The sequence below is a fragment of the Paraburkholderia nemoris genome (assembly GCF_905221015.1).
GTDB classification, from domain to species: domain Bacteria; phylum Pseudomonadota; class Gammaproteobacteria; order Burkholderiales; family Burkholderiaceae; genus Paraburkholderia; species Paraburkholderia nemoris.
In genome coordinates, this window is the sequence record NZ_CAJNBO010000086.1 from 1 (window position 1) to 3,487 (window position 3,487).

3 protein-coding genes are annotated in these 3,487 nt (G+C 61.1%); all 3 read left to right on the plus strand.

Annotated elements, in window-relative coordinates:
• Window positions 1–153: 153 nt before the first annotated feature.
• The 3 genes from KHO33_RS41670 to KHO33_RS41680 are packed head-to-tail and all read left to right on the plus strand — an operon-like array spanning window position 154 to window position 3,387.
• Window positions 154–1,407, plus strand: coding sequence for a tyrosine-type recombinase/integrase (locus KHO33_RS41670; protein WP_200568534.1), 1,254 nt, complete (start codon window positions 154–156; stop codon window positions 1,405–1,407).
• Window positions 1,404–2,381, plus strand: coding sequence for a tyrosine-type recombinase/integrase (locus KHO33_RS41675; RefSeq protein WP_200568533.1), 978 nt, complete (start codon window positions 1,404–1,406; stop codon window positions 2,379–2,381). Before KHO33_RS41670 ends, KHO33_RS41675 begins: the two co-directional genes overlap by 4 nt.
• On the plus strand, window positions 2,374–3,387 hold the full coding sequence (locus KHO33_RS41680) for a tyrosine-type recombinase/integrase (RefSeq protein ID WP_200568532.1): 1,014 nt from the start codon (window positions 2,374–2,376) through the stop codon (window positions 3,385–3,387). The genes KHO33_RS41675 and KHO33_RS41680 overlap by 8 nt, the downstream gene beginning before the upstream one ends.
• Window positions 3,388–3,487 lie beyond the last annotated feature (100 nt).

Here is a 3,487-nt window from a genome sequence, read left to right on the forward strand (position 1 = left end):
CGACCCCTATGCGCAGGTCGCAACTATGCGGAGATTTTACCGGGGCACGTGGTGGGTGCAGCGGCGACGTGGCCTTGGCGAGCTTGATCTGTGGATATCTGGACATAGTTTCCGCGGCGGATTGAAGTGGTGGTCTCACTTTAGGAGACTGCCATGGCGAACACCCGATCACATCAACTCACCGGCTTCGACTGGCTCGCCCAAGGGCCGCTCGCCCCGCACGTTGATGCGTTTAAGCGGTATCTGACTGAGTGTGGCTACGCTACGCACACATTTGCCAACTGCATGGGCGCAATTGCCCACTTTGCTCAGTGGTTATACGGTCGCCGTCTGCGCGTTGCACGCATCAATGAGGCAGTAGTTGTCGAATTTCTTGACGATCATCTTCCTCGATGCCACTGCACTGGCCCGGTTCAGCGAGATCGACGCGGTCTGAGCGCTGCCTTGGGCCATTTACTTGTTGTGTTACGCGCTCAAGGTGTTGTGGCCCCACCCAGGTTACACAGAACCCCGGTAGACGAGGAGTTGCTCTGTTACGACGAGTACATGGATCATGTGCGTGGCTTGGCACCCAAGACCCGGGAGATGGCCCTACGCATCGTGGGGCGACTGCTGGCATCGCGCTTCGCCGACGGCGTGATCGACCTCACGGCCGTCAGGCCAGACCATGTCCGGCGCTTCTTCGCGCAACAGGCAAAGCTCTACAGCAAGCCGGTAAACTCCGGTGCGGTGGTCGCAGCACTGCGCGGGTACTTTCGTTATCGCGCTTCGCTTGGTGACGCTGTGCACGGGTTGATTGGCGCGGTTTCCTATCCCGCCAACTGGCAGTTAGCATCACTTCCCAAGACCTTGAGCGCCGAGGAAGTCGAGCAACTGATCGGTTCACTCGGTAAACCAGGACGCTCTCTGCGCCGCGCCGACGCTATCGTACGCTGCGCGCTCGATCTCGGTCTTCGCAGCGGTGAGGTCGCCCGGCTTAGCCTCGACGACATCGACTGGCGCGCTGGCACGATCGTGCTGCGTCATACAAAGGGTCGCCGCGCCGACGTATTGCCATTACCGGCGGCCACTGCAAAGGCGATCGCAGCTTACCTGAAGTACGAACGCCCCAAGACGCGCAACCGTGCAGTCTTCGTGCGCCAAGTCGCACCACGCGATCAGCCAGTCGGTCCGGACTGCATACGCAAGACCATTCGTCAGGCCTTCAAGAGGGCTGGGTTGCCCTACACGCGCTCGCACCTGCTTCGGCACACGATGGCCAATCGGCTACTGGCAGGCGGATCTTCCCTCAAGGAGGTCGCCGACGTCCTGCGTCACCGCTCGCTGAACACCACGCTGATCTACGCGAAGCTCGACAGCCGGAAGCTGGTCGAGGTCGCCTTGCCGTGGCCAGGGAGCCCAACATGAGCACCGCCGCCTCCCTACAACGGCTCGTTGAGCGCTACCTGAACGAGCGTCGCCAACTGGGCTTTGCCATGAACACTTCGGTCTACGCTCTACGCAGCTTCGCGCATTATATTCAGGCCGTTGGTTATCGAGGACCATTGACCGTGGAAGTCATGGCCGAATGGGCCCGATGCGACAGCCACGCCAGTACAGACCCATGCACCTGGGCTCGCAGGCTGAAGCAGTTGCGTTCCTTCATGCGTTGGTTGCAGCAATTCGAGCCGCGTACCGAAGTCCCCGACGATGCGATCTTCGGTCGGCTACCGGAGCGGCAGGCTCCGCACATCTACAGTGAACGTGAGATTGTCGATCTGCTGGCCGCGGCGCGGCGGTTGGGTCCGGCCCCTGGCTTGCGGGGTGCCGTCTATGAAACGCTGTTCGGTCTGCTTGCGAGTACTGGCCTGCGCATCTCGGAAGCGCTGGCACTGCACAACTCCGACGTTGACCTGAAACGCGGCGTGCTCACCATTGAACGGACCAAGTTCGCCAAGTCGCGTCAGGTACCGATGCACCCGAGCACGGTTGAAGCACTACGTCGCTATCGCTGGGTGCGTGACGTTGCCGGCGTGTCTGCGCAAACCGATGCCCCGTTCTTCGTCGCCACGCGTGGGCGACGAAGGGGTTTGCCTCTGGACAGACGCCACGTGGAACGTGTCTTCGTCGGCCTGCGCAAGCAACTGAACTGGCGTAACCGTGGCACTCACCATGCCCCGCGAATCCACGATCTGAGGCATACCTTTATAGTGCGCCGCGTCGTCCTGTGGCAAGCGCAGGGTATCGACATCGACCAGTCCATGCTGTCACTATCGACCTACGTTGGGCACGCGATGGTCACCAACACCTACTGGTACCTCTCGGCGGTGCCGCAGTTGATGTCGTTGGCCGCAAGGCGCTTCGAGTCATTCGCGTCGCAGGCGGAGGCTTCCGATGCGTAATGCCACCATACCGAAACCGCCGTCGTTCGCCGCGCTGGTCCAGCAGTTCTTCACCGAGTATCTCGTCGCGCAGCGTGCGCTCAGTCCGCGCACAGTGGCCTGCTACCGCGATGCACTGACGCTGTTCCTGGACTTCGCCAGCCATAAGCTGGGCAAGGCGCCGACCGCCTTACGGCTGACCGACATCCAGCCCGAGATGATTCTGGCGTTCCTGGACCATCTGGAGCACGATCGACACAACGCGATTCGTAGCCGCAACCTGAGGCTGACTGCTTTGCGCGCATTCCTGAAGTTCGCCGGCCGGCGTGACGTGACCTCGCTTCACGTCGTCGAACGAGCATTGGCAGTCCCTATGAAGCGCTTTGAGCGTCCAATGCTGGAGTTCCTCACACGCGACGAGATGGTTGCGCTGCTGGGACAGCCGGGCAACACGTGGTCCTCGCAGCGTGACCACTTGCTGTTGGCGTTGCTCTACAACACCGGTGCACGGGTCTCGGAGATCATCGGCGTGCGTGTGATGGATATCGTGCTCGACGGTGCCCCCTGCGTCCACCTTCGCGGCAAGGGTCGAAAGCAGCGGTCAGTACCTTTGTGGAAGACTACTGCGCAAGAAATCCGCGCCTGGCTACGCCTGAATCCGACACTCCATGACGAGGCGGCATTGCTGCCCAATCGCGATGGGCAGGCGATGTCCAGGTCAAACGTCGCACAGCGTCTGACACTCGCTGTTAACCGGGCATCCGCCCAAGAGCCCAGCCTGTTGAAGAAACACGTTTCGCCTCACACCGTGCGCCACACCGTGGCAATGCATCTGCTGCAGTCCGGCGTGTCCTTCAACGTCATCGCGCTTTGGCTTGGCCACGAGAGCACCAACACCACTCACCGCTACGTCGAAGCTGACCTCGCAATGAAAGAGAAGGCGCTTGCACGACTTGAACCGCCCGCTACCACCATGCGCCGGTTCAAGGCGCCAGACTCACTCATGCAGTTCCTGCGGACGCTATAACTATGCGCAGATGGTATCGGTCCGAATCCTCACCGGATCTGGGCCGGTACCGTGGATCTCGTGGCATGTGTGCATAGTTGCGACCTGCGCATAGGGGTCG

Bases quoted from the DNA above. Each gene is read 5' to 3' on its own strand.
- KHO33_RS41670 (WP_200568534.1), top strand. From the start codon at position 154: ATGGCGAACACCCGATCACATCAACTCACCGGCTTCGACTGGCTCGCC.
- KHO33_RS41675 (WP_200568533.1), top strand. From the start codon at position 1,404: ATGAGCACCGCCGCCTCCCTACAACGGCTCGTTGAGCGCTACCTGAAC.
- KHO33_RS41680 (WP_200568532.1), top strand. From the start codon at position 2,374: ATGCGTAATGCCACCATACCGAAACCGCCGTCGTTCGCCGCGCTGGTC.